Annotated in this window: 27 protein-coding genes; 13 read left to right on the top strand and 14 right to left on the bottom strand. The window is 57.3% G+C overall.

The window, feature by feature from the left end:
• The first annotated feature begins 88 nt into the window (after positions 1-88).
• Both ldcA and ACU4F7_RS13475 read left to right on the top strand, forming a co-directional pair.
• Entirely contained in the window at positions 89-1,027 is a 939-nt protein-coding gene (gene ldcA, locus ACU4F7_RS13470) for a muramoyltetrapeptide carboxypeptidase (protein ID WP_481637133.1), read from the top strand.
• A 73-nt stretch (positions 1,028-1,100) separates the two neighbouring features.
• Complete coding sequence (locus ACU4F7_RS13475; RefSeq protein ID WP_029591815.1) at positions 1,101-2,834, top strand: potassium/proton antiporter; 1,734 nt, start codon at positions 1,101-1,103, stop codon at positions 2,832-2,834.
• Positions 2,835-2,930: 96 nt separating this feature from the next.
• Here ACU4F7_RS13475 and ACU4F7_RS13480 read toward each other — a convergent pair whose 3' ends face one another.
• A complete protein-coding gene (locus ACU4F7_RS13480) occupies positions 2,931-3,101 on the bottom strand; it encodes a hypothetical protein (RefSeq protein WP_200922766.1) in 171 nt (56 codons plus the stop codon).
• 129 nt (positions 3,102-3,230) lie between these two features.
• On the opposite strand from ACU4F7_RS13480, the gene ACU4F7_RS13485 reads away from it, so the two are divergent.
• Positions 3,231-3,578 (top strand): hypothetical protein, encoded by a 348-nt coding sequence (locus tag ACU4F7_RS13485; protein ID WP_029591816.1) that lies wholly within the window; start codon positions 3,231-3,233, stop codon positions 3,576-3,578.
• Positions 3,579-3,638: 60 nt separating this feature from the next.
• Here ACU4F7_RS13485 and dadX read toward each other — a convergent pair whose 3' ends face one another.
• Positions 3,639-4,709, bottom strand: a complete 1,071-nt coding sequence (gene dadX, locus ACU4F7_RS13490; RefSeq protein ID WP_481637134.1) for a catabolic alanine racemase DadX — start codon at positions 4,707-4,709, stop codon at positions 3,639-3,641.
• A 14-nt stretch (positions 4,710-4,723) separates the two neighbouring features.
• Complete coding sequence (locus ACU4F7_RS13495) at positions 4,724-6,022, bottom strand: D-amino acid dehydrogenase (protein ID WP_029591818.1); 1,299 nt, start codon at positions 6,020-6,022, stop codon at positions 4,724-4,726.
• A gap of 321 nt (positions 6,023-6,343) precedes the next feature.
• Here ACU4F7_RS13495 and ACU4F7_RS13500 point away from each other — a divergent pair, with 321 nt between their 5' ends.
• Positions 6,344-7,879: a SpoVR family protein gene (locus ACU4F7_RS13500; protein ID WP_481637135.1), complete on the top strand. Its 1,536-nt coding sequence runs from the start codon at positions 6,344-6,346 to the stop codon at positions 7,877-7,879.
• Positions 7,880-7,923: 44 nt separating this feature from the next.
• Here the strand turns inward: ACU4F7_RS13500 and fadR are convergent, their stop codons facing one another.
• Positions 7,924-8,643: a fatty acid metabolism transcriptional regulator FadR gene (gene fadR / locus ACU4F7_RS13505; RefSeq protein WP_029591819.1), complete on the bottom strand. Its 720-nt coding sequence runs from the start codon at positions 8,641-8,643 to the stop codon at positions 7,924-7,926.
• A 203-nt stretch (positions 8,644-8,846) separates the two neighbouring features.
• On the opposite strand from fadR, the gene nhaB reads away from it, so the two are divergent.
• The 3 genes from nhaB to ACU4F7_RS13520 all read left to right on the top strand — a co-directional run bounded on the left by nhaB (position 8,847) and on the right by ACU4F7_RS13520 (position 11,358).
• Positions 8,847-10,394 (top strand): sodium/proton antiporter NhaB, encoded by a 1,548-nt coding sequence (gene nhaB / locus ACU4F7_RS13510; RefSeq protein WP_029591820.1) that lies wholly within the window; start codon positions 8,847-8,849, stop codon positions 10,392-10,394.
• Between the two features lie 131 nt (positions 10,395-10,525).
• A complete protein-coding gene (gene dsbB / locus ACU4F7_RS13515; RefSeq protein ID WP_029591821.1) occupies positions 10,526-11,059 on the top strand; it encodes a disulfide bond formation protein DsbB in 534 nt (177 codons plus the stop codon).
• Positions 11,060-11,268: 209 nt separating this feature from the next.
• Positions 11,269-11,358: a hypothetical protein gene (locus tag ACU4F7_RS13520; protein WP_229701823.1), complete on the top strand. Its 90-nt coding sequence runs from the start codon at positions 11,269-11,271 to the stop codon at positions 11,356-11,358.
• A 36-nt stretch (positions 11,359-11,394) separates the two neighbouring features.
• Here ACU4F7_RS13520 and ACU4F7_RS13525 read toward each other — a convergent pair whose 3' ends face one another.
• From ACU4F7_RS13525 to ACU4F7_RS13540, 4 genes are all read right to left on the bottom strand, one after another.
• Positions 11,395-11,922 carry a tyrosine-type recombinase/integrase gene (locus tag ACU4F7_RS13525; RefSeq protein ID WP_029591822.1) on the bottom strand — a complete coding sequence of 176 codons (528 nt, stop codon included), beginning with the start codon at positions 11,920-11,922 and terminating at the stop codon, positions 11,395-11,397.
• Between the two features lie 220 nt (positions 11,923-12,142).
• The gene (locus ACU4F7_RS13530) at positions 12,143-12,589 is read right to left on the bottom strand and encodes a YcgN family cysteine cluster protein (RefSeq protein WP_024555718.1); all 447 of its coding nucleotides are present in this window, start codon (positions 12,587-12,589) and stop codon (positions 12,143-12,145) included.
• An 89-nt stretch (positions 12,590-12,678) separates the two neighbouring features.
• Complete coding sequence (locus ACU4F7_RS13535; protein ID WP_481637136.1) at positions 12,679-13,338, bottom strand: fumarylacetoacetate hydrolase family protein; 660 nt, start codon at positions 13,336-13,338, stop codon at positions 12,679-12,681.
• A gap of 156 nt (positions 13,339-13,494) precedes the next feature.
• The gene (locus tag ACU4F7_RS13540; RefSeq protein WP_029591824.1) at positions 13,495-13,770 is read right to left on the bottom strand and encodes a YcgL domain-containing protein; all 276 of its coding nucleotides are present in this window, start codon (positions 13,768-13,770) and stop codon (positions 13,495-13,497) included.
• A gap of 125 nt (positions 13,771-13,895) precedes the next feature.
• On the opposite strand from ACU4F7_RS13540, the gene minC reads away from it, so the two are divergent.
• Genes minC through minE form a run of 3 tightly spaced genes read left to right on the top strand, consistent with a single transcriptional unit; the run spans position 13,896 to position 15,704 of the window.
• Complete coding sequence (gene minC / locus ACU4F7_RS13545) at positions 13,896-14,597, top strand: septum site-determining protein MinC (RefSeq protein WP_029591825.1); 702 nt, start codon at positions 13,896-13,898, stop codon at positions 14,595-14,597.
• A gap of 24 nt (positions 14,598-14,621) precedes the next feature.
• On the top strand, positions 14,622-15,434 hold the full coding sequence (gene minD, locus ACU4F7_RS13550; RefSeq protein ID WP_029591826.1) for a septum site-determining protein MinD: 813 nt from the start codon (positions 14,622-14,624) through the stop codon (positions 15,432-15,434).
• A 3-nt stretch (positions 15,435-15,437) separates the two neighbouring features.
• Positions 15,438-15,704 (top strand): cell division topological specificity factor MinE, encoded by a 267-nt coding sequence (gene minE, locus ACU4F7_RS13555; protein WP_024554730.1) that lies wholly within the window; start codon positions 15,438-15,440, stop codon positions 15,702-15,704.
• A gap of 109 nt (positions 15,705-15,813) precedes the next feature.
• Here minE and rnd read toward each other — a convergent pair whose 3' ends face one another.
• The 5 genes from rnd to yoaA form a co-directional block, all read right to left on the bottom strand.
• Entirely contained in the window at positions 15,814-16,929 is a 1,116-nt protein-coding gene (rnd, locus tag ACU4F7_RS13560) for a ribonuclease D (protein ID WP_481637137.1), read from the bottom strand.
• An 82-nt stretch (positions 16,930-17,011) separates the two neighbouring features.
• Positions 17,012-18,697 (bottom strand): long-chain-fatty-acid--CoA ligase FadD, encoded by a 1,686-nt coding sequence (gene fadD / locus ACU4F7_RS13565; RefSeq protein ID WP_029591828.1) that lies wholly within the window; start codon positions 18,695-18,697, stop codon positions 17,012-17,014.
• A gap of 205 nt (positions 18,698-18,902) precedes the next feature.
• Complete coding sequence (locus tag ACU4F7_RS13570) at positions 18,903-19,484, bottom strand: Slp family lipoprotein (protein WP_481637138.1); 582 nt, start codon at positions 19,482-19,484, stop codon at positions 18,903-18,905.
• A gap of 38 nt (positions 19,485-19,522) precedes the next feature.
• Complete coding sequence (tsaB, locus tag ACU4F7_RS13575) at positions 19,523-20,218, bottom strand: tRNA (adenosine(37)-N6)-threonylcarbamoyltransferase complex dimerization subunit type 1 TsaB (protein WP_029591830.1); 696 nt, start codon at positions 20,216-20,218, stop codon at positions 19,523-19,525.
• 68 nt (positions 20,219-20,286) lie between these two features.
• On the bottom strand, positions 20,287-22,197 hold the full coding sequence (yoaA, locus tag ACU4F7_RS13580) for a DNA repair helicase YoaA (RefSeq protein ID WP_338463650.1): 1,911 nt from the start codon (positions 22,195-22,197) through the stop codon (positions 20,287-20,289).
• Between the two features lie 123 nt (positions 22,198-22,320).
• Between yoaA and ACU4F7_RS13585 the strand changes: the two genes are divergently transcribed.
• Positions 22,321-22,665 (top strand): RidA family protein, encoded by a 345-nt coding sequence (locus tag ACU4F7_RS13585; protein WP_024555728.1) that lies wholly within the window; start codon positions 22,321-22,323, stop codon positions 22,663-22,665.
• A 21-nt stretch (positions 22,666-22,686) separates the two neighbouring features.
• On the opposite strand, the gene ACU4F7_RS13590 is transcribed toward ACU4F7_RS13585, so the two are convergent.
• The gene (locus ACU4F7_RS13590) at positions 22,687-22,872 is read right to left on the bottom strand and encodes a YoaH family protein (RefSeq protein ID WP_024555729.1); all 186 of its coding nucleotides are present in this window, start codon (positions 22,870-22,872) and stop codon (positions 22,687-22,689) included.
• Positions 22,873-22,964: 92 nt separating this feature from the next.
• On the opposite strand from ACU4F7_RS13590, the gene pabB reads away from it, so the two are divergent.
• Both pabB and ACU4F7_RS13600 read left to right on the top strand, forming a co-directional pair.
• Positions 22,965-24,332 carry an aminodeoxychorismate synthase component 1 gene (gene pabB, locus ACU4F7_RS13595; protein WP_481637139.1) on the top strand — a complete coding sequence of 456 codons (1,368 nt, stop codon included), beginning with the start codon at positions 22,965-22,967 and terminating at the stop codon, positions 24,330-24,332.
• On the top strand, positions 24,332-24,910 hold the full coding sequence (locus ACU4F7_RS13600) for a CoA pyrophosphatase (RefSeq protein WP_029591833.1): 579 nt from the start codon (positions 24,332-24,334) through the stop codon (positions 24,908-24,910). The genes pabB and ACU4F7_RS13600 overlap by 1 nt, the downstream gene beginning before the upstream one ends.
• Positions 24,911-24,984 lie beyond the last annotated feature (74 nt).

Raw genomic sequence — 24,984 nt, forward strand, 5'->3', positions numbered from 1 at the left:
GCCATCCGCGGCACGGCGCTGCGGATGACAACCGACAAGGTTAGCGGCATGATAACGGTTTCACATCTGAATTCAGCAAGGATTTGCCATGTCCGTTTTTCATCTGATAGCGCCGTCGGGTTACTGCATTAATCAGGAGGCGGCCGCGCGCGGCGTAGCGTTTCTCGAACAGGCGGGCCATCGCGTGGAAAATCAGGGGGTCATTCGCCGTCGCGCTCAGCGCTTCGCCGGTTCCGACGACTGCCGTCTGGATGATTTACAGGCGCTGGCGGAATTGTCTGAAAGTGAACGCATTGTGCTGGCCGTACGCGGCGGATACGGGGCGAGCCGTCTGCTGGAGCGCCTCGATTTCGCCTCGCTGGCGGCGCGCCAGCAGCGCAACCCGCTGCTGATTTGCGGCCACAGCGACTTTACGGTTATCCAACTGGGTCTGCTGGCCGCAGGCGATGTCATTACCTTTAGCGGTCCGATGCTGGCGGGAAACTTTGGCGCGCCGGAGATGAACGATTTTACCTGGCGCCACTTCTGGCAGGCGCTGACGGCGCCGCGCTTTACGCTGCAATGGGAAAGCGACGCGGCCCCTTGCGAGGCGCAGGGCAAAGTCTGGGGCGGCAACCTCGCGATGCTGGCGTCGCTTATCGGCACGCCGTGGCTACCTGACATTCAGGACGGCATTCTGGTGGTGGAAGATATCAACGAACACCCGTTCCGCGTAGAGCGCATGCTGTTGCAATTGCATCACGCGGGCATTCTTTCCCGTCAGCGGGCGATTATTCTCGGCAGCTTTACGGCGGCGAAGCCCAACGACTATGACTGCGGTTACGATCTCGACGCCGCCATCGCCCTGCTGCGCGAGCGCATCAGCGTGCCGATAGTGACGGGACTGGCCTTCGGCCACGAGCAGGAGACCGTGACGCTACCGCTCGGCGCCTGGGGCGAGCTGGCGCACGACGGCAAGCAGGCGCGGCTTACGCTGAGCGGTCATCCCGTACTAAATAATGTAGAAAAAAACCATTCAGCAGGCTAATTATTCAAATTGACCCGACATAATTATGTTACGGTTTTAATTCACCACGAACCTCAGAAGGAGACCAGCAACTTTGGACGCCGGGACGATTATCAGTTTGTTTATCTTGGGTTCCGTTTTAGTAACCTGCAGTATTTTATTGAGTTCTTTTTCATCCCGTCTTGGCATACCTATCCTCGTTATCTTCCTTGCTATCGGCATGCTGGCGGGGGTGGATGGCGTTGGCGGCATTCCGTTTGATAACTATCCTTTCGCTTACCTGATAAGTAACCTGGCGCTGGCGGTTATCCTGCTTGACGGCGGCATCCGCACGCAGGCAAAGTCGCTGCGCGTGGCGCTCGGCCCGGCGCTTTCGCTCGCCACCGTCGGCGTGCTTATCACCTCCGGATTAACCGGCGTCGCCGCCGCCTGGCTGTTTCATCTTGATTTAATCGAAGGGCTGCTGATTGGGGCGATTGTCGGCTCTACCGACGCCGCCGCGGTCTTCTCGCTGCTCGGCGGCAAGGGGCTGAACGAGCGCGTCAGCTCGACGCTTGAGATGGAGTCAGGCAGCAACGATCCGATGGCGGTGTTTCTCACCATCACGCTGATTGAGATGATTCAGAAGCATGAAGCCGGTCTGAGCTGGATGTTTATCGTCGATATCATTCGCCAGTTTGGCCTGGGCATTGTGATTGGCCTGAGCGGCGGCTACCTGCTGCAGCAGATGATTAACCGTATCCCGCTGCCTTCCGGCCTCTACCCCCTGCTGGCGTTAAGCGGCGGCATTCTGATTTTCTCGCTGACCACCGCGATGGACGGCAGCGGCATTCTGGCGGTCTACCTCTGCGGCTTTCTGCTCGGCAACCGCCCTATTCGCAACCGTTATGGCATCCTGCAAACCTTCGACGGGCTGGCCTGGCTTGCGCAGATTGGCATGTTCCTGGTGCTCGGCCTGCTGGTTACGCCGTCGGATCTGCTGCCTATCGCCATTCCGGCGCTGCTGCTCTCCATCTGGATGATTTTCATCGCCCGTCCGCTTTCGGTGTTCGCCGGGCTGCTGCCGTTTAAAGGCTTTCACCTGCGCGAGCGCGTGTTTATCAGCTGGGTTGGGCTGCGCGGGGCGGTGCCGATTATTCTGGCGGTGTTCCCGATGATGGCGGGCCTTGACCGCGCCAACCTCTTTTTCAACATCGCCTTTTTCGTGGTGCTGGTGTCGCTGCTGTTTCAGGGCACCTCGCTTGGCTGGGCGGCGAAAAAAACCAAAGTGGTGGTGCCGGAGGCGGGCCGTCCCATCTCTCGCGTCGGGCTGGATATTCACCCGGAAAATCCGTGGGAGCAGTTTATCTTCCAGCTAAGCGCCGACAAATGGTGCGTGGGCGCGGCCTTGCGCGACCTGCATATGCCGAAAGAGACGCGCATTGCGGCGCTGTTTCGCGATAATCAGCTGATGCACCCCACCGGCAGCACCCGGCTGCAGGAAGACGACGTGCTGTGCGTGATTGGCCGCGAGCGCGACCTGCCAGCGCTCGGCAAGCTCTTCAGCCAGTCGCCGCCGGTGGCGCTCGACCAGCGCTTCTTCGGCGACTTTATCCTGGAAGCGGATGCGAAGCTTGCCGACGTGGCCTTCATCTATGGACTGGAGCCGGAGGAATCGGTAGACACCGAGCAGACGATTGGCGAGATGGTGTTGCGCCAGCTTGGGGCCGCTCCCGTAGTGGGCGACCAGATTGATTTCGCGGGCGTCATCTGGACGGTGGCGGAGAAGGAGAACAACCAGATCCGCCGCATCGGCCTGAAAATCGCCGAGGACGAAGCGGAATCCTGATAGCGCGACAAGCGCGCCGCGCCGTAAATAACAAAGAGGGTCTGATGACCCTCTTTTTTTGTCTGCGCGTGAGGCACGGGCATGACCGGGAAGCGCTTAGCCTTTTGGCTCGATGCCGTTCGCCAGCAGCGCTTTACGCAGGGTGCGCTTGATCCAGGTCGCCAGCGAATTGTCCCCCTCTTTGCGCGCCTGCTCTTCCAGCTGGGCGCGAAACGCAGGAGACAACCGAATCTGATACTGGTCGGTTTTGGTTTTTTCTGTGGACATGATGATGACGGATGACCCGCTTTTGCGTTGTAATTACACTGTATTGAAAAATGAATCACCAAAGAGCGAAGCCCAGAGATGTAGGCGCATCAAAGGGCTTCTGACCACATCATTACAAGGATTAATGTTATGGCTACGACGGATGTTAACACGAACCCGTATCAGGAAATAAGCGCTGGCGGCGATATCCACTTTTCGGACATGGCCTCGGCGCTGGTGAACATCAGCTTTGCGCAGATGAGCAACGCGGAGTGTTTGCAACTGATGCACTGTTGTCAGGAGACCCACGCCGGGCTTTGCCATTGTCTGGCTTTGCTGGGCGAGACGCTTAGCGCCCCGACCCGCGTGGAAGAGCCTGGCGCGCAGAACCAACAGCGCTTAGGCCATTCGCTTTACGCCATCGGTCTGCTGGCGCCGGCGTTGAACGCGCTGGAAAGTTTTTTACAGGCGGAGTTGCGGGAGAGAACGGCCCGTTAACAGGACTATAAAAGAAAAAGGGAAACCGGCAGGTTTCCCTGTAAGCCTGAACAGCAAAAGTTACACTGTCACCACAGGCACGCGCGGCGCTAACGCCGTCAGCAGTTCATAACCCACCGTCCCCGCCGCGCTTGCCACGTCATCAACCTTAATGGCGTTGCCCCACAGCTCCACCGGACTGCCGATACCCGCCTGCGGACACGGCGTTAAATCTACCGCCAGCATATCCATCGAGACAGTGCCGACAATGCCTGTGCGTACGCCATCCACCAGCACCGGCGCGCCGTCCGGCGCCTGGCGTGGGTAGCCGTCGGCGTAACCGCAGGCGACGATGCCGATGCGCCGCTCCAGGTCTGCGCGGTAGCGGCTGCCGTACCCGACCGTCTCGCCCGCTTTCAGGTTCTGAATGCCGATTATCTCGCTCTTTAAGCTCATCACCGGCCGCAAACCGCTGGTGGCGATATCCCGCCACTGCCCGCTCGGCGAAGCGCCATACAGCGCGATGCCCGGGCGAACCCAGTCGAAATGGGCCTGCGGATGCCAGAGCGTGGCGGCGGAATTGGCGAGCGAGCGTGGAGCGTCGATGCCCTCGGCCGCCTGCTCTATACGCCGCATCGGCTCGTCGATGCCGTCGGGTTTATCCGCGTCGGCAAAGTGCGCCATCAGCGTTAGCTGGCCGACGTTTTTAATGTCGCGCAGCTGCTGCCAGACGCTATGTACCCGCTCCGGCGCAAAGCCGAGCCGGTTCATGCCGCTGTTGATTTTCAGGTACACATCCAGCGGCGCGTTAAGCTTCGCGTTCGCCAGCGCCTTCACCTGCCAGTTGCTGTGCAGGCTGGTGGTCAGGCGATATTTATCAAACAGCGCCAGCTCGTCGGCGTGAAAAAAGCCTTCCAGCAGCAGCACAGGCCCTTTCCAGCCACGCTCGCGCAGCAGAATAGCCTCTTCCAGATTCAGCATCGCGAAACCGTCGGTGGCGCCAAGCGCGGACCAGACGCGATCCAGTCCGTGGCCATATGCGTTGGCCTTCACCACCGACCAGACGCGAGAATGGGGCGCGGCGCGGCGCACCACCTGCAGGTTTTGACGCAGCGCCTGCAGGTCGAGACTCGCGACGATGGGACGTGACATGCTTGCTCCTTAGGTTACTGATGCGCGCCGTGCAGGCGATGCGAAGACGATGGCGTAAAGTCCGGGCGATAACGCGCCACGCCGAGATCGTCAAACGGAATGGCGGGGGTGCGCCCGGAAATAAGGTCGCTCAGCAGTTGTCCGGAGCCGCAGGCCATGGTCCAGCCAAGCGTACCGTGGCCGGTGTTAAGCCAGAGATTTTTAAACGGCGTGCGCCCCACCACCGGCGTGCCGTCCGGCGTCATCGGCCGCAGGCCGGTCCAGAACTGCGCCTCTTCAATTTTGCCGCCGCGCGGATAGAGATCGCGCACGACCATCTCCAGCGTTTCGCGGCGCGGTTGCAGTAGCTCGGTGTTGAAACCGACAATTTCCGCCATGCCGCCGACGCGGATACGGTTGTCGAAGCGGGTAATAGCAATTTTGTATGTTTCGTCAAGCACCGTGGAAACTGGCGCGCCGCTCTCTTCCGCTACCGGAATGGTGAGCGAGTACCCTTTGAGCGGATAGACCGGAATATCAACAATGCCCTTCAGCATGGCGGTGGAATAAGAGCCGAAAGCCATTACGTAGCCTTCCGCTTTCACCACCTCATCGCCGCATTTCACGCCGTAAATGCGCTGACCTTCATAAAGCAGACGGTCCACGGGGGTATTGTAGCGAAACACCACGCCCGCCTCTTCGGCCATTTTCGCCAGTCGCTGGGTGAAAAGCTGACAGTCGCCGGTTTCATCGTTAGGCAGCTGTAAACCGCCGGTCAGCTTGTGGGCCACTCCCGCGAGCGCTGGCTCCACTTCCGCCAGTTGGGCGGATTCCAGCAGGCGATAAGGCACCCCTTCGCTTTGCAGCACTGCGATATCCCGCGAAGCGTTTTCATACTGCTGAGCGGTGCGAAAAAGTTGTAACGTGCCGCCCTGACGTCCTTCGTACTGAATGCCGGTGCTTTCACGCAGCGCTTTTAAACAGTCGCGGCTGTATTCGGCCAGGCGCACCATGCGGCCTTTGTTCTGCATGTAGTGGCGGGTGTCGCAGTTGCGCAGCATTTGCCACATCCACTGGAGCTGAAAACGGGTGCCGTCGAGGCTTATCGCCAGCGGCGCGTGGCGCTGGAACATCCACTTAATGGCTTTCAGCGGCACGCCTGGCGCCGCCCAGGGCGCGGCGTAACCGGGGGAGATCTGTCCGGCGTTGGCGGCGCTGGTTTCCAGCGCCGGGCCGGGCTCGCGGTCGATTACCGTTACGTCATGGCCTGCCTGTCGTAAATACCAGGCGCTGGTGACGCCCACTACCCCACTTCCCAGCACGACTACATGCATAATCACTCCGATTCCAGATTGAAGAATAATTAACTGCTTACAAATTGATAACCTGGATGAAAATGTTATTCAACATATGGCTTTTTTATGGTGACTCATTTCACATCTTTTCCCACCAGCACAGGCAGTTGAGATTCAGAAGGTCCTGCTTCGGTTAGATAAGCGGCAAGATAAAATGCTGCTGACGCCGCTTTTTTCCGATAGCCGGGATCGCAAAATCGCGTAGAAAAAATTTTGGCGCGTCGTTCAATTTTCCGCTGTGTTCTATGCTTGAAATGAGGCCCTTCTCCAGACGAGGGCCGCTAACAATGAGGGCGCGCTATGGCTACCGTAACTGATCCCACCACCAAGGATACCCGACGTCTGAGCGATGGACCTGACTGGACGTTTGATCTACTGGATACCTATCTCGCCGAGATTGACCGCGTAGCGAAACTCTACCGGCTGGAAACCTATCCGCATCAGATTGAAATCATTACCTCCGAGCAGATGATGGATGCTTATTCAAGCGTCGGCATGCCGATTAACTATCCCCACTGGTCGTTTGGTAAAAAGTTTATTGAAACGGAGCGGCTCTACAAACATGGGCAGCAGGGGCTGGCCTATGAAATTGTGATTAACTCAAACCCCTGTATCGCCTACCTGATGGAGGAGAACACGATCACTATGCAGGCGCTGGTGATGGCGCACGCCTGTTACGGTCACAACTCCTTCTTTAAAAATAACTATCTGTTCCGCAGCTGGACTGACGCCAGCTCGATAATCGATTACCTGATCTTCGCCCGTAATTACATAACCGAATGTGAAGAGCGCTACGGCGTGGTGGAAGTGGAGAAGCTACTCGATTCCTGCCATGCGCTGATGAACTACGGCGTGGATCGCTATAAACGCCCGCAGAAAATCTCTTTGCAGGAGGAGAAAGCGCGGCAGAAGAGCCGCGAAGAGTATCTGCAAAGCCAGGTGAATATGCTCTGGCGCACCCTGCCGCGTCGCGAGGAGGAGAAGACGATAGAGGCAGCGCGCCGCTATCCTTCCGAGCCGCAGGAGAACCTGCTCTATTTTATGGAGAAAAACGCGCCGCTGCTGGAGCCCTGGCAGCGTGAGATCCTGCGCATCGTGCGTAAAGTCAGCCAGTATTTTTATCCGCAGAAACAGACGCAGGTGATGAACGAAGGGTGGGCCACGTTCTGGCACTACACCATCCTTAATCACCTGTACGACGAAGGCAAAGTGACCGAGCGCTTTATGCTGGAGTTTTTACACAGCCACACCAACGTGGTGTTCCAGCCGCCCTACAACAGCCCGTGGTACAACGGCATTAACCCCTATGCGCTGGGCTTTGCGATGTTCCAGGACATCAAACGCATCTGCCAGTCGCCGACGGAAGAGGATAAATACTGGTTCCCGGATATCGCCGGCTCTGACTGGCTCTACACGCTGCATTTCGCCATGCGCGATTTCAAAGACGAGAGCTTTATTAGCCAGTTCCTGTCGCCGAAGGTGATGCGCGATTTCCGCCTGTTTACGGTGCTGGACGACGACCGTAATAACTACCTGGAGATTTCCGCCATCCACAATGAAGAGGGTTATAGGGAGATCCGCAACAAGCTCTCGGCGCAGTACAACCTGAGCAACCTCGAGCCGAATATCCAGGTGTGGAACGTCGACCTGCGCGGCGACCGCTCGCTGACGCTGCGCTACATTCCGCATAACCGCGCGCCGCTGGACCGGGGCCGCCGGGAAGTGCTCAAGCATGTGCATCGGCTGTGGGGATTCGACGTTATGCTGGAGCAGCAGAACGAAGACGGCAGCATTGAGCTGCTGGAGCGCTGCCCGCCGCGGCTCAACAGCCTGTAACGCGAAAAAAGGCTTCCCTCGGGAAGCCTTTTTACTGACTGCGCTTAGCGACTGTGCATCGCCAGATCGCCCGGCAGGTTTTTCTGCATGCGGTGCCAGATTTCCCCGCTGTCGCGACCGTAGGCGCGTACTACGTTATAAACCGCTTCGTAATCGCCCGTTTCGCACAGCTTCGCCAGATGATGGTAAAAACCGAGCGCCAGGCTGCGCGCTTCGGGGCTTGAGAAATAGTGGCGCCCGATGCGGGTATACAGCCCTTTCATGCCGTTCAGGATGAGACCGTAAATGGGGTTGCCTGAAGCAAAAGCCAGACCGCGGAAAATGTTGTAATCCAGCTCCGCAAACGCATCCGCGTGGTCTTCCACCTCGCTGGCCGTGGCGAGCACCTGCTGCGCCTGATCGGGATAGAGCCGCAGCGCGGTGCGAATAAAAATGGTTGAGATATTGGTGCGCACCGACAGCAGGTTGTCGATAAGCTGCGGCACACTCTCGTGATCGAGACGCGCCAGCGTTTCCAGAATGTTAAGCCCTGAGGTTTCCCAGAAGTTATTCACCTTCGTCGGCTTGCCGTGCTGAATGGTCAGCCAGCCATCCCGAGCAAGGCGCTGTAAAACTTCACGCAGCGTTGTGCGTGTTACACCAATAAGTTCAGAGAGTTCGCGTTCAGCAGGCAGAATAGATCCGGGAGGAAAACGGTTATTCCAGATGCTTTCGATAATGTACTCTTCCGCGAAACCCGCCGGGCTCTGCGCCTTTATGACCATAATGCGATTTCCATTACACTTATGCAAAATTCACTCATCATACCAGATGAGGTTTAGCACAGATAGCGCAGCAGCTGGTGAAAAAAGGGATCCTGGTTTACTTTTTGCTAATTGCCGCCGGGCTTTCACAGTTGCCTGACCAGGCGTGGGCCGTTACTCTTCTCCCTTCAAAAAAGATCTCCTGTTACTGCAAAGGACTACGCATGGAAATGTCATTCAGCCGCGCCTTTTACCGCAATTTTCTCGGCCAGTCGCCGAACTGGTATAAGCTGACGCTGCTTCTGTTTTTGATACTCAACCCGCTGGTGTTCTGGGTTAACCCTTTTATCGCGGGCTGGATGCTGGTGGCCGAATTTATTTTCACGCTGGCGATGGCGCTGAAATGCTATCCGTTGCTGCCAGGCGGGTTGCTGGCCATTGAGGCGGTGATGATGGGGATGACTACGCCCGATCATGTCCGTGAAGAGTTAGCCAACAACCTTGAGGTGATCCTGCTGCTGATCTTCATGGTCGCGGGTATCTATTTCATGAAGCAGCTGTTGCTGCTGATTTTTACCAGGCTGTTGCTCGGCATTCGTTCTAAGGCGCTGCTCTCGCTCTCTTTTTGCTTTGCCGCCGCGTTTTTATCCGCCTTCCTCGACGCGCTGACCGTTGTGGCGGTAGTGATTAGCGTCGCGGTCGGTTTTTACGGCATTTATCACCGCGTTGCCTCTTCACGCGATGAGCATCAGGATCTGCTTGATGATTCCGACATCGACAAGCATCAACGGGAAGACCTGGAGCAATTCCGCGCCTTTCTGCGCAGCCTGATGATGCACGCTGGCGTCGGCACCGCGCTTGGCGGCGTAATGACCATGGTAGGGGAACCGCAGAACCTGATTATCGCCAAAGCGGCGGACTGGAACTTTGTGGATTTCCTGCTGCGCATGGCGCCAGTGAGCGTGCCGGTGCTGCTTTGCGGCCTGCTGACCTGCGTTCTGCTGGAGAAAACCAAAACCTTTGGTTATGGCGCTACGCTGCCTGAAGAGGTGCGCACGATCCTGCGTGACTACGATCAAGAAAGCGCGCGCAAACGCAGCCCGCAGGATCGCGTGCGGCTTCTCGTGCAGGGCGTTATCGCCGTATGGCTTATCGTTGCCCTGGCGCTTCATCTGGCGGAGGTAGGACTTATCGGGCTTTCCGTAATTATTTTCACCACCGCGCTTTGCGGCGTGACTGACGAGCACGCGATCGGCAAAGCCTTTACCGAAGCGCTGCCTTTTACCGCGCTGCTGACTGTCTTCTTCGGCGTTGTGGCGGTAATTATCGACCAGCATCTTTTTGCGCCGATTATCCAGTTTGTGCTGGACGCCTCGCCTCACGCGCAGCTTTCGCTTTTCTATCTCTTTAACGGCCTGCTGTCGTCGATTTCCGATAACGTCTTTGTCGGCACCGTTTATATTAACGAAGCGAAGAACGCACTGCAGCAGGGGGTTATCGACGTGAAGCAGTTCGAGCTGCTGGCGGTGGCGATTAATACCGGCACCAACCTGCCGTCGGTCGCCACGCCGAACGGCCAGGCGGCGTTTCTGTTCCTGCTTACCTCGGCGCTGGCGCCGCTTATCCGTCTCTCCTATGGCCGGATGGTATGGATGGCGCTGCCCTATACCCTTGTGCTGACACTGGTCGGGCTGCTGTGCGTGGCTTACCCGCTGACGCCGCTCACCGAATGGCTGCTGGCGCATCAGTGGATAGCCACCCCGTCGATGTAATTTTTGGGCCCTTAAGGGCCCAAAATTTCCCTTACGGGCAGGCTCTTATCTCTATTTTTTCGCTACGCTAGTGGCGCGGAAAATGAATTGGTTTACACTGCCCGTTCAACGCATCCTGCAGGGAAATAACTATGTTGCGATTTTTAAACCAATGCTCACGAGGACGCGGCGCCTGGCTGCTGTTAGCATTGACCGCTTTTGCGCTCGAACTGGTGGCGCTGTGGTTCCAGCATGTCATGATGCTGAAGCCGTGTGTTTTGTGTATCTATGAACGATGCGCGCTGTTTGGCGTGATGGGCGCGGGGATTGTGGGCGCCATCGCGCCGAAAACGCCGCTGCGCTTTGTGGCTATCCTTATCTGGATTTACAGCGCCGTGAAGGGGCTGATGCTCTCCTATGAGCACACCATGGTTCAACTGCACCCTTCCCCGTTCGCCACCTGCGATTTCGCCGCACGGTTCCCGACGTGGCTGCCGCTGGATAAATGGCTGCCGCAGGTGTTTGTCGCAAGCGGCGACTGCGCAGAGCGCCAGTGGTCTTTCCTGTCGCTTGAAATGCCACAGTGGCTGATGGTTATTTTCGGCGCTTATCTGCTGGTGGCGGCGCTGGTGGTTATCGCTCAGTTTTTCAAACCTAAAAAACGCGACCTTTTCGGCCGCTTCTAATCTTTTTGCCGCCGACTATCCCCGTCAAGCGGATAGCCGGCTAGTCTGGCAGCAGCTTTTTGTCTTTCAGGCGATGAAGGCGGCGTGAGGTAAGTCTGCATCTTGCGCAGGATGGAGCCGGATGATTCCTGGAGTGCTCGCTGCCGCCTGGCTTGTTGCGGCGAAGCCGTCCTACACTGAAGTGAACCTTGATAATGACAGGAGGACAGATGCGAGCTTACAAACTTAACGTCGAAAAAGATAACCCAAACGACGCGCCGGAGTCCGGGGATAAAAAACCGACCCCGACTAAAAAATAAGAGAAAAGGTCGCTCCGGCGGCCTTTTCTTTTTACTTCACGCCGCCTTCGTCTTTTCCTCATCAGCGCCCAGCCACGCCCGCGTATAGGCGGCGTCATGGTGGTTAAGCATTACGCTAATAAATTCCAGATCCGCCCCTTGAGTCAACAGCTGCATGGCTCGCGTTTTGCGCGCGCTCTGGCTGCTGACATTTTTTGTCGTCACCTTTGCCGCCGCCTGGCGCAGCGCGGCGTTAAAAGCGATGATGGTGATCGCCTTCGGTTGCGCCTTCACGCGGTTGGAGTGGCTCTGAAAAAGGTATACGTCTTCCGGGTAACGCTTCTGGCGTTTGGTGATAACGCTCATTGCAGCCTCATTTAAGGCCAGCGCCCGGTTCCCGCGCTTCTCATCTGCCCGGATGCGGCTGCTTTCAATGTCGTCGAAGGTCAGCGTCAGCACTTCACCAATTTTTAACGGCGCATGGTAGAGAAAATACCAGAGGTCAGAATAGGTAGTGTTGTGACTGAGCAGCGCTTCGTGGATCTTCCAGAACTCAAGCGGAGTCAGAGCTTCGGCTTTAGCCATTGTGATATCACTCGCGTTGGTCTGAAATGTCGCCCTGGCGTCATTTCAGACGAGACAAAACCACTACCTTGCAGGTAGCGATGGCGCAAAAAAGGCCGTCAGGCCCGTCTCTTTTTAATAACGAAACCGAGGAGGCGGTGATATCGCGCGTTCGGATGAGAACGCAGGCGGCGGGTGGTACTTCCCGCGCTTTCAGCGTGAAAGCGCAGGCGGGAAAAGGTTACTCAGCCCAGTCGGGCTTATTGAGTATGTGATCTTGCCAGTCAGTCACTTCCGACTCTTTTACCGCGATATGGCGCACGGAGATACGTTCAGCGTGCATGGCGGCTTTCGAACCGGTGCGCAGCGGGTGCCACAGCGGCAGATTTTTGCCTTCGGCTAACAGGCGGTAGGCGCAGGTAGGCGGCAACCATTCAAAGGTCGGCAGGTTTTCCCGCGTCAGTTTGATGCAGTCAGGCTCGAAGTCGAACCGACGCTCATAGTTACGGCACTGGCAGGTTTTGATATTGAGCTGACGACAGGCGACATTGGTGAAATAAATTTCATCCGTATCTTCATCCATCAGTTTATGCAGGCAACACTGACCGCAGCCGTCGCAGAGAGATTCCCACTCCGCGTCGCTCATTTCGTCCAGTTTCTTTTGCTGCCAGAAAGGCGTTTCGTTCATACCGGTGTCCGCAAAGCAAATTCAGCTGCACCTTATAAACAGTATGGACGCCTGATGCAAGTTTTGCCGCCCCTGCGGGCGGCAGAAGATTACAGCACGCGAGTGGTGAGGCTTTCACCGTTGAAGCGCACTTCCAGCTCATCGCCGCTGGCGAGCGGCCCTACCCCTTCCGGCGTGCCGGTGAGGATAACGTCGCCTGCGCGCAGCGTAAAGAAACGGCTCATGTAGGCAATCAGCGGCACAATTTTGTGGATCATGTCAGCGGTCGTGCCGTTCTGGCGCGTTTCGCCGTTGACGATAAGGCTAAGCGGCGTGTTTTGCGGATCGGACTGAAATTCAGCCGCCGGGATGAACCCCGAAACCGGGCACGAGTTATCAAACGCTTTCGCCTTTTCCCACGGCTGGCCCGCTTTTTTCATTTTGCTCTGTAGAGAGCGAAGCGTCAGATCCAGCGCCACGCCGTAACCGGCGATCGCTTTAGCGACATGCTCAGGCGTGGCCTGCTTAAGCGTCGCGCCAATAAGTACGGCCAGTTCCACTTCATGATGCACGTCGCCAAGACCCTGCGGCAGCGCCAGCGGCTGACGCAAATCGCAAAGCGCGGTTTCCGGCTTCAGAAACAGCACCGGCTCTTCCGGCGTGGCGCTGCCCATCTCTTTAATATGTTTGGCATAGTTGCTGCCTACGCAGACCACTTTGCTGACCGGAAAATCAAGCAGCGCGCCGTGCCAGTTATGATGTTGGTACATATCTTTCCCCTGAATCGAGCTCATTGTCCGAAAAATGACTATCTCCGCCCGCCGGGCGCGAGTCAATGTTTCAAAGCGTAACAGGATTCAGTATAGAGAGAGGAAAAAACAAACGGCGAAAACAGCCGACGCCGCAAAACGCGGCGTCGGAGCGGGTCAGGCTTTTTTTTGCGCTTCGAGATGCGCTTTTAACAAATTTTCCGGCGGCGGCGGCAATTGCAAATAATAGCCCTGCTCCTGAAGCGCTTGTTTTACTTTATCAAGATCGGCGTGCGCTAATTTTTTCCGTCCGTCTAATGGCAATAGCATTGTCATTATGGGCGTGCCGAAACTTTGCATTAATTCCGCCGGCACCTTCGAGAAATCGTCTTTTTTTTCAACATACAGATAAGTCTGTTCGCGACGGGAACTTTTATAGATCACACAAAACATGTTTTTACTCTGTTTAGCCAGATGGTGACTTGCCTCAATATAACGGGGACTATAACATGCCTGACGTGCTACGGAATATCATCCCACCCCGGTGGGTGGTTAAAACTGAATTGAGTAAGGCCAGGATGTCAAACACGCCCATCGAGCTTAAAGGCAGCAGTTTCACGTTATCAGTGGTTCATTTGCATGACGCTCACCCGGAAGTTATTCGCAAAGCGCTGGAAGACAAAATAGCTCAGGCACCGGCTTTTTTGAAAAACGCGCCTGTGGTTGTGAATATCGCCGGGCTGGAAGGGCCGGTGGACTGGCAGCAAATCCATCGCGCCGTGAAGGCAAGCGGGCTGCATCTGGTGGGCTTCAGCGGCTGTAAGGACGACACGCTGAAAGCGGAGATTGCTCGCGCCGGCATCGCTTTGCTGAATGAAGGTAAAGAGAAGGCCCGGGCGGCGCAGCCTGCCGTGCCTGAAGTCCCCGTCGAACCCGTTGTTACTCCCATCACAAAAACGCGAATTATTGATACGCCAGTCCGATCTGGTCAGCGTATTTATGCCCCGCATTCTGATTTAATTGTGACTAATCACGTCAGCGCGGGTGCGGAGCTCATCGCCGATGGCAACATCCATATCTACGGCATGATGCGAGGACGCGCGCTGGCAGGCGCCAGCGGCGAGCGAGAAGCGCAAATTTTTTGCACAAGCCTTGCGGCGGAACTGGTTTCTATCGCAGGGGTATACTGGCTGAGCGAGCAGATCCCGGCCGAATTTTATAACAAAGCCGCCCGCCTGAGACTGGCTGAGGGCGCTTTGTCTGTTCAACCTTTGATTTAAGCCCTTTTCACAAGGAATTCCTTTATGGCACGCATTATTGTAGTTACATCAGGTAAAGGGGGCGTTGGCAAAACCACCTCCAGCGCGGCCATCGCTACGGGTTTGGCCCAGAAGGGGAAAAAAACCGTTGTTATCGATTTCGATATTGGTCTGCGTAACCTTGATCTGATCATGGGATGTGAACGCCGTGTCGTATACGATTTCGTTAACGTTATCCAGGGCGATGCCACACTTAATCAGGCGCTGATTAAAGACAAAAGGACCGACAACCTTTACATTCTCCCGGCGTCGCAAACGCGCGACAAAGACGCGCTGACGCGTGAAGGGGTGGAGAAGGTCCTGGACGATCTGCAAAAGATGGATTTCGACTTTATCGTGTGCGACTCCCCGGCCGGCATCGAAACCGGCGCGTTGATGGCGCTTTATTTCGCGGACGAAGCCGTGATCACCACCAACCCGGAAGTCTCCTCGGTACGCGATTCAGACCGCATTCTCGGCATTCTGGCCTCCAAATCTCGCCGCGCCGAGAACGGCCACGATCCGATTAAAGAACATCTGCTGCTGACCCGTTACAACCCGGGCCGCGTCAGCAAAGGCGATATGCTGAGCATGGAAGATGTGCTGGAGATCCTGCGCATTCCGCTGGTTGGGGTGATTCCGGAAGATCAATCTGTGCTGCGCGCCTCCAACCAGGGCGAGCCGGTGATTCTGGATACCGCCTCGGACGCAGGCAAAGCGTACGCCGATACCGTTGAACGTCTGTTGGGAGAAGAACGCCCTTTCCGCTTCATTGAAGAAGAGAAGAAAGGTTTCCTCAAACGCCTGTTCGGAGGATAACTCATGGCTTTACTAGACTTTTTTCTCTCACGAAAAAAGAGTACCGCGAACATCGCGAAAGAACGACTGCAAATTATTGTAGCGGAACGTCGACGCAGCGACGCCGAGCCGCATTATTTACCGCAGTTGAAAAGGGATATTCTTGAGGTCATCTGTAAATATGTACAGATTGATCCAGAAATGGTTACGGTCCAGCTCGATCAAAAAGGCGACGATATTTCGGTGCTTGAGCTCAACGTAACGCTGCCGGAAGCGGAAGAGTCGAAATAAAAAAAAGCCCTGGGGTTTTATCCAGGGCTTTTTTATTTCCGACCGGGGTTACGCATCTCTAAAAATTTAATTTTCGGAACGCGCTCATTGACTGGAAATATATACAGGCTTACCGCACATATTCCTGCAGCAGCGCCTTAATTTCATCGCCCATTAATTTTTCCCGCCAGCCGCTGATTAATTCCGGCAGCATAGTTTGCGTCTTCAGCTGCCAGTGCCAGTTAAGCAACTGGTTAATTTGCCTACGGGAAGCAAGCAGTTCCGCGCTTACGCCTTTCGCTTTGCTTATCTCCTGCACCAGCGCCTTGATGGCTTTGAAAGCGCTGCGATAGCCTGGCATATCAACCAAATTTTGCAGCGGTGCTGGCAGCGCCTCTTCAGGCAGCGCCTGCGCTTCGCTCACCATCGCCAGTAGCGTTTTGCCGTGAAAGCGAATTTCGCTGCCGGAGAGCCCCAGACCGTCGAGTTCGCCAAGGGAGCCCGGCATATAGCGCGCCACCTGCCACAAGTGTTCCTCACGCACCACAAAGTTCACCGCCAGGTCACGCTCGCGCGCTTTACGCAGCCGCCATGCCGCCAGCAGCTTCAGACAGGCGAGCTGGCGCGGGCGAAGCTGCCAGGCATTGCCAATTTCGCGCCAGGCCTCTTCTGGGTCCAACGTTTCGCTGCGGCGCAGCACCATCAGGCGACACTCGTCCAGCGCCGCTTCCAGCCAGCCCGCTTCGGCAGTCTCATCCATCAACTGACGCGCAATAGGCAACAGATACCAGACGTCAGCGGCGGCATAGTCGCACTGGCGAGCCGTCAGCGGGCGCGCCAGCCAGTCGGTGCGCGATTCGCTCTTGTCGAGCGCCACGCCAGTATATTTCTCAACAAGCGTAGCGAAGCCGCAAGAAAGCGGATTGCCGACGAAAGAGGCCAGCACCTGGGTATCGATAAAGGGCTGCGGCATCATGCCGAAAGCGTTCTGAAACACTTCCAGGTCTTCGCTGCCCGCGTGGAGGAATTTGGTGACCGCATCATCCTGCAATAGCGCCTGGAACGGCGCCCAGTCGGTGATGGTGAGCGGGTCGATAAGCGCCACGGTCTCGCCATCGTAAAGCTGGATCAGGCCAAGCATTGGGTAATAGGTACGGGTTCGGACAAATTCGGTATCCAGCGCCAGCGCCGGAAAACGACGAGCCGCCTCGCAAAGCTGCAAGAGCGCCTCATTGGTGGTAATCATCTGATAATTCAAATCACTCTCTCTTAGTTTGCGCCCATAAAAAACGCCGGCGGAACCGGCGTCTGGACGACTTCTTCGCAACTCAGGGGGTATTGTTACCCGTGCGGCGCGCTTCGTCACGCAGTTCTCGCCGCAAAATTTTGCCGACGTTGGATTTTGGCAGCTCCTGGCGGAACTCCACCAGCTTCGGCACCTTATAGCCGGTGAGATGCCGACGACAAAAGGTGATAAGCGCCTCTTCGCTAAGGTTCGGATCTTTCTTCACCACGAAGATCTTCACGGTCTCGCCGCTCACGCCTGAAGGCACGCCTACGGCCGCCACTTCCTGCACGCCGCTGTGCTGCATCACCACGTCTTCAATTTCGTTAGGATAGACGTTAAAACCCGAGACCAGGATCATATCTTTTTTACGATCGACGATGCGCATAAAGCCCTGCTCGTCCATGACCGCGATATCGCCGGTGTGCAGCCAGCCGTCCTTGATTATCTCATCGGTGGCGTCGGGGCGTTGCCAGTAGCCCAGCATGACCTGCGGCCCTTTCACGCACAGCTCGCCCGGCAGCCCAGGCTCCACTTCCCGTCCTTCGTCATCCACCAGTTTGACTTCCGTTGAAGGCACCGGCAGGCCGATGCTGCCGCTGTGATAGTCGATATCGTGAGGGTTAACGCTTACCAGCGGCGCGCACTCCGTCAGGCCGTAGCCTTCCAGCAGATACTGCCCGGTGAGTTTTACCCAGCGCTCCGCTACCGCATGCTGCACCGGCATGCCGCCGCCCGCGGAAAGATGAAGCGTGGAAAAATCGAGTTGCTGGAACTCTTTGTTGTTCAGCAACGCGTTGAAAAGCGTATTGACGCCCGTCATTGCGGTGAAGGGGTATTTCCCCAGCTCTTTAACCAGCCCCGGAATATCGCGCGGGTTGGTGATCAGCAGGTTTTGTCCGCCGAGCTCAATAAACAGCAGGCAGTTCATGGTCAGCGCGAAGATGTGATAGAGCGGCAAGGCGGTGACCACCAGCTCTTTGCCCCGGTGCAGCAGCGGCCCGTAAGTGGCGTTTACCTGCTCCAGGTTAGCGAGCATATTGCGGTGCGTTAACATCGCCCCTTTCGCCACGCCGGTCGTGCCGCCGGTGTATTGCAGGAAAGCGAGATCTTCCGGCAGCACCTCAGGCTTCACATACTGCAGGCGATAGCCCGCGTGCAGCGCGCGGCGAAACGAAATGGCGTCCGGCAGATGATATTTCGGCACCAGCCGTTTCACATACTTCACGACAAAGTTAACCAGCGTGCCTTTGGTGGCGGAGAGCTGATCGCCCATCCGGGTGAGGATAACGTGCTTCACCTGGGTTTTATCGACGACCTTTTCCAGCGTGTGGGCAAAGTTAGAAACGATAATAATGGCGCTGGCGCCGCTGTCGTTTAGCTGATGCTCCAGTTCGCGGGGCGTATAGAGCGGGTTAACGTTCACCACAATCATCCCAGCGCGAAGAATGCCGAACAGCGCGACCGGGTATTGCAGCAGGTTCGGCATCATCAGCGCGACGCGGTCCCCTTTCTGCAGACCCAGGCCCTGTTGCAGATAAGCGGCGAAAGCGCGGCTGCGCTCTTCAAGCTTACGGAACGTCATCACCTCGCCCATATTGATAAATGCCGGCTGGTCGGCATAACGCGTGCAGGCGTGTTCGAATAGCTCTACCAGGGACTGATAACGATCGGGGTTGATTTCTGCCGGAACGTCGGCCGGATAACGGTTAAGCCAAACCTTCTTCAATGCGTCACCTCTGAAAATCGTATTCGTCGTCATCACAACCCCGCAGCAATAAACATGTTATTAACATTATTTTAACTCAGCGTACCAGTTTATTAATTAAGCTGATTTCAGGTTGCGAAGCGCGTCACTAATTATTTTTGTTATGGGTTACAAATGAATAAACAGCGGACCGGCCGCTGTTTATTTTTAATTAAAAATCATTCGGTTACTCGGTTACTATCGTCTGGACAGGCGCGGGGCCGGGGCTATACCAGACGCCTGGACCATAACCCCAGGGGCGATTGTAAGGCCCCCAGTACCAGGGGTCTATCGGCTGCGGCGGCAACATAACCTGCTGCGTAACGCGCCAGCGCTTAAAGCCGTTAACCTGCATCACCATATATTTATAGGTAGCGTCGCCGACTTTCCCTTCAGCGGTGCCGGTTATCGGCCCCACGACGGTAATAAGCTGGTTGCGATAGTCGACCGGGTCGAGGAAGGTGCTGACATCGGCGTAAATACGTCCGCGCGACGGCTGACCAAGCAGCGGCCGCGCTCCTTCATCGAGCGGCACGGTGGCAATCTCAAGACGGGTTTTGCCCTGCTCGTTCTTCACGTTGATCACTTTACCGCCGAAGCGCGCCTCCTGACCGACATAAAGCTGCGGAGCATTCATCACTCGCGCCAGATCCTGCTGCGGGGTTGGACTGGTGCCTTTAATGGCATCCGGCACGCTAACGCAACCGCTCAGGGCCAGCGCGGCGAACAGCGTCAGCCAGCCCCTTTTTTTCATTTGTTGACTCGCCATACCGCAACTCCTTAACCCAGCGACAGTACGCTGAGCAACTATTCTCTGCCGGGCAGTTTTTTCCACGCCACTTCGTTACGCAGATAAACCGGCTCGGCGTTTTCTACCGCGACGGTGCGACCGGCGATGAAAAGCTGACAAGCCAGCGGCAGCATATCTTCCGCCGCAGGCAACAGCATGTCGCCGTCGTAAAGCGAAAGGCCGCTGTCCTGCGCAAGACTGGGCCATGCGGGCCAGCCCGTACCCACGGTAGCCCACTCGCCGTCAAGCTGTTTCAACCGTTCGGCAACCGCGTCGGGTTTCAGTACCGCTTCAGTCTCTTCGCCATGCCACACGCCTTCGTGGTCGCGCTGGTATTCGCCCCAGTAAACCTCGCCCATACGGGCGTCGATGGCGGCAAGCACGCGGGTCGCGCCGGTTTTGCGCCAGGCGCCCTGCGCCATCGTGGCAAGCGTTGAAACGCCGATCATCGGCAGGTTCGCGCCAAGCGCCAGGCCCTGGGCGATGCCGATGCCGATACGCACGCCGGTGAAGCTGCCAGGGCCGCGGCCAAAGGCCAGCGCGCTTAGCTCAGACAGCGAAACGCCGCTCTGGTTCAGGATCTCGCGCACCAGCGGCAGAATGCGCTGGGTATGTTCGCGTGGACAAAGTTCAAAGTGGGCATAGGCGGTACCGTTGTCCCACAGCGCAGCCGAACAGGCTTCCGTGGCGGTATCAATGGCCAGAATTCGCATAGCTAAATTGCACTCTCGCGAGGTGTGGTATTAAAAATGGCGCGCATATTACCATAGTCTGGCATAAATTACTGCGCGCCGCCGTCGGCGAGGAAGCGCGCCGCCTGCTGAATGTCGCGGGTTCGCGGCGTGGGCGGCAGGCTTTTCAGGAAGACGGCGCCATAGGGGCGCATCACCAGCCGATTATCGCAAATCACCAGCACGCCGCGGTCGTCCACGTCGCGGATAAGTCGCCCCACCCCCTGTTTGAGCGTGATGACGGCGTCCGGCAGTTGCACCTCGTCGAACGGATCGCCGCCGCGCAGTCGACAATCCTCCATGCGCGCCTTAAGCAGCGGATCGTCCGGCGACGTAAAGGGGAGTTTGTCGATGATGACCAGCGACAGCGTATCGCCGCGTACGTCCACCCCTTCCCAAAAGCTGCTGGTGGCGACCAGCAACGCATTGCCCGCCGTGACGAACTGCTCAAGCAGCTGTCCCTTGCTGGTTTCGCCCTGCAACAGCACCGGCAGCGAGAGCGTGGCGCGGAACTGCTCCGCCAGCTCGCGCATCATGGCGTGCGAGGTGCAAAGCATAAAGCAGCGGCCGTTATTGGCTTCAATCAGCGGCCTCAGCATGGCGGCCAGCGCCCGGCCTGCATTGGGCTGATTAGGCAACGGCAGGCCGCGCGGCACGCACAGCAGCGCCTGACGGGCGTAGTCGAAGGGGCTTTGCAGCAACAGCGTTTTCGCCTCGTCAATGCCCAACCGCGCCGTGAAGTGGTGCAATTCGTCGTTAACGGAAAGCGTCGCCGAGGTGAAAACCCAGCTTCCCGCTTTTTGCGCCATCACCTCTTTAAACTTATCCGCCACCGTAAGCGGCGTCAGCGCCAGCGTGAAGTGACGCGAGTTGCACTCATACCAGTAGCTGTAGCCCGGCTTGTTGAACTCTTTAAGCCGTTTGAGTCGGGCGCGATAAAGCGTGGCGCGCTCAAAGGCGGCATCCAGCAAAGCGGAGCGGCCAAGCGAAAGCTTCGCCACGTCGTAGCAAAGCTCCAGCGCGTCATCCAGCAGCAGCAGCGCGCGCTGAATGGAAGCGTCGGCTAACAGCTCGCGTAAATTCCCCCGAAACCCCGGATCGCCAAGTTGCATACGGAAATCCTGCGTGCTCTGGGCCAGGCGGTCGGCGCATTTTTGCAGCTGTTGAGTATCTTTTACCTCGGTGCGGTAGGCGATGGTGATATCTTTAGCGAGATCCAGCAGTTGGCGGCTGGAGAGCGACTGGCCGAAATACTGGCTGGCGATATCGGGAAGCTGATGCGCTTCGTCGAAGATCATCACTTCCGCTTCCGGGATAAGCTCTGCGAACCCGCTCTCTTTCACCACCATATCGGCAAGAAACAGATGGTGGTTTACCACGACGATATCCGCCTCCATCGCTTTTTTGCGCGCTTTGACGACGAAACAATCTTTATAGAGCGGGCAGTCGCTGCCGAGGCAGTTGTCGTTCGTACTGGTGACGAGCGGCCAGACGGCGGCGTCTTCCGCCACGCGTCCGCAGGTGCTGATATCGCCATCCACCGTTTCATTGGCCCAGCCGCGCAGATGAATGACGTCGCTTAAGGTCTGAACCGGCAGGTCGCCTCCCGCCAGCGCCTGTTGCTCCAGGCGTTCAAGACAGAGGTAGTTGGAGCGCCCTTTCAACAGCGCCAGCTTGCCTTTGTATTCCAGCGCCCGTGCCACGGTGGGAAGATCGCGGCTGTAGAGCTGATCCTGCAGCGCTTTCGAGCCGGTTGAAATAATCACCTTTTTGCCGGAGCGCAAAGCGGGCGCGAGGTAAGCGTAGGTTTTCCCGGTGCCGGTGCCCGCTTCCACCACTAAAGGCTCGGCGGCGCCGATAGCCTCGGTCACCGCCTGCGCCATCTGGCGCTGCGGCTCGCGGGGCTTAAAGCCCGGTATCGCTTTGGCTAACTGGCCATCTGCTGCAAAATCGTCCGTCACACTGCCCCCTGGTTAAATTGCCAGTGATTATGTCAGGGCCGACTCCCTTTCGCCAGCCGAAGAGGTGACGTCGGCGGCGGAGTATGCCAGGCTTGCGGCGAAACTTACGAAAAGGAAAAAGTCATGACGATTAAGCGAATCAATCCGGAGGCGCGCTGGTCCGACGCGGTTATCCATAACCAGACCCTTTATTACACTGGCGTGCCGGAAAATCTTGATGCTGAAGCCTATGAACAAACCGGCAACGTGCTGGCGCAGATTGATGAGGTGCTAAAGGCGCAGGGCAGCGATAAAACGCAGCTGATTGACGCGACCATTTTTCTTGCCGACGGCGACGACTTCGCCGCCATGAACCGCGCGTGGGATGAATGGGTAGTGGCGGGCCATGCGCCGGTGCGCTGCACCGTGCAGGCGAGGCTGATGAACCCGGCTTATAAAGTGGAAATTAAAATTATCGCCGCCGTATAAAAAAACGCGGGTCGCCCCGCGTTATTCATCTTCTTCTTCATCCTCGAAACGGGCGACGATGCGGTCGCCCTGATGGCTGGCGCGAATTTCTTGCGCCACCTGGGCGATAGCCTGACCGCTACTCATTCCCTGGGCCATCAGCTCCTGAATACGCTCGACCGCTTTCTGCTGCTGCTCATGCGTCAGCGAAGGTAAACCTGCAAACATCGTTAACTCCTGTTACATTGCTGCCGTCAATTATTTCACGCCCCGTGCGCGGACGCCAGACGCCGCCCCGGGGCATAGCGGTGTAGACGTCGATGAAAACCCACTCCTCCCCCACCCTGCTTACACTTCCCTGGCGCCGCGACGCGCTGCTGGACTATTTCGCCGCGCTGAGCCCTCAGCCTTGGGCGATGCTGCTACATTCCGGCTTTGCCAGGCACACCCATAACCGATTCGATATCCTGGTCGCCCAGCCGCTGGCGACGCTGGAAACGCGCGGCGGTGAAACGGTTATTCGCCGCGCCGCCGCCAGCGAAACCTCTGGGGCCGACCCGCTTACGCTGCTTCAGCGCGAGCTTGAACGTTGCGGCATCACGCCGCAGCCAGCCGTGGACCTGCCGTTTCTGGGCGGCGCGCTGGGGCTGTTTGGCTACGATCTCGGGCGTCGTTTTGAGAAGCTGCCGCAACACGCGCAGGCGGACGTTCAGGCGCCTGATATGGCGGTGGGCCTCTACGACTGGGCGCTTATCGCCGATCATAAGCTTGAGCGCCTGACGCTGGTTTGTCACGGCGACGCGCAGGCGCGGCTCGCCTGGCTTTTGGCGCAGAAACCTGAGCCTGCCGCGCCGTTTCGCCTCACCAGCCGCTGGCAGGCGAATATGACGCGCGAGCAGTATGGCGAAAAATTCCGCCGCGTACAGGATTATTTGCTGAGCGGCGACTGTTATCAGGTCAACCTGGCGCAGCGTTTCCAGGCAAACTATGAAGGGGATGAATGGCAGGCGTTTACGCGCCTTAATGAAGCCAACCGCGCCCCCTTCAGCGCCTTTTTGCGCCTGCCGCAGCACGCCATTCTGAGTCTGTCGCCCGAGCGTTTTATTTTGCTTGAGCAAAACGCGATTCAGACCCGGCCGATCAAAGGCACGCTGCCTCGCCTCGCCGACCCGCAGGAAGATGCAAAACAGGCGCAAAAGCTGGCGCGCTCGCCGAAAGATCGCGCTGAAAACCTGATGATTGTCGATCTACTGCGCAATGACATCGGCCGCGTTGCGACGCCCGGCAGCGTACGGGTGCCAGAGCTTTTTGTCGTTGAGCCTTTCCCGGCGGTACATCATCTGGTCAGCACCATTACCGCCACGCTGCCGGACAACCTGCATGCCACCGACCTGCTGCGCGCCGCGTTTCCCGGCGGTTCTATCACCGGCGCGCCAAAAGTGCGGGCGATGGAGATAATCGAAGAGCTTGAGCCGCAGCGGCGCAACGCCTGGTGCGGCAGCGTGGGCTATATCAGTTTTTGCGGCAATATGGACACCAGCATCACCATTCGCACCCTCACCGCGCAAAACGGCACGCTTTACTGCTCCGCAGGCGGCGGCATCGTGGCCGACAGCGAGGCGTCGGCGGAATATCAGGAAACTTTTGATAAAGTTAATCGTATTCTGCGCACTCTTGAGGAGGAATAATGCAGACGACGGAATTGTCGCTCGACACGTTTTTATCGCGTTTTCAACTGCTGCGCCCGCAGATGAATAAGGCCTCGCTTAATCAGCGCCAGGCGGCGGTCCTGGTGCCGATAGTGCGCCGCCCCGAGCCAGGCCTGCTGCTGACCCAGCGCTCAGCGAAGCTTCGCAAGCACGCAGGCCAGGTGGCCTTTCCCGGCGGCGCCGTGGATGATACCGACGCCTCTTTAATCGCCGCCGCGTTGCGGGAAGCGCAGGAAGAGGTGGCTATTCCTCCCGAATCCGTAGACGTTATCGGCGTACTGCCGCCGGTAGACAGCGTGACCGGTTTTCAGGTTACGCCAGTCGTCGGCATCATTCCGCCCAATCTGCATTATCACGCAAGCCAGGATGAAGTGGCGGCGGTTTTTGAAATGCCGCTTGCCGAAGCGCTGCGGCTGGGGCGCTATCATCCGCTCGATATCCATCGCCGGGGCAACAGCCACCGCGTCTGGCTCTCCTGGTATCAGCATTATTTTGTCTGGGGAATGACCGCAGGCATTATTCGTGAGCTGGCTCTCCAGATAGGCTTTAAACCCTGACTCGTATTGTGTGTAAAAAATTGCGATCCACAGCACTTTATTAGGTTGATTGGCGGTAGCCATTAGTATAATTC

It is taken from the genome of Franconibacter pulveris (assembly GCF_056780215.1).